This window comes from Vibrio sp. Y176, from assembly GCF_033438945.1.
Genome location: NZ_JAWOQS010000788.1, coordinates 1 through 607, shown reverse-complemented (window position 1 = coordinate 607; position 607 = coordinate 1). Strand labels below are relative to the sequence as shown.

The window sequence follows — 607 nt, the reverse complement described above, 5'->3', positions numbered from 1 at the left end:
GAAACAGCCTTTGTTGATAACACCTTGCGTACCAATAAAAATATTCACGCCACAACAATTCAAAGTAAATCCAGTAAGTCGAATCATTCGCCCCTTGGGCTTGTTCATACTGTTTGAGCATGGCATAAATCATTCTTGGCGACACACAACCAAGCGCAAGCCAAGGTGAAAATTTGGTGGAATACGCCATCCCGTCGAGTCCGTTGCGGGTCTCTTTATATGAGCTTGCCAAACCAGAAGAAAAGTAACGCCGACAATGCGCAAGACCACTCCATTCTCCGCCAGAAAACAGCGCAGACTCATCAAAGTAAAAAGAGGATAAAGTTGGCAGTTGAGCGCCTTTTGGCATTGGCGGTAGGTAGCTCGGCGCATCTATTGGGTGGGCGATGTCTATCCCTTCAACGCACTTTCTAAACTGAGTAAAAGTCTCAGGTAGATCAGGCAACGTAAACGGCAGCTTGCTTTCGTCGAACAAACTGCGTACAGAGTGCTGAACAATGACAAGGTGTGGGTATTCATCTTGCAGCTTGTGCAATATGCTCTGTTCATCCGAGCCAGCCATTGCGTCGGCATAAAGATGAGTGACACCCAAATATTGAATGGCATA

Annotated in this window: 1 pseudogene; it reads right to left on the bottom strand. The window is 46.5% G+C overall.

The annotated features are described in order from the left end of the window. Positions 1–607, bottom strand: a pseudogene (locus tag R7O13_RS28660) (deoxyribodipyrimidine photolyase); the annotation flags it as partial.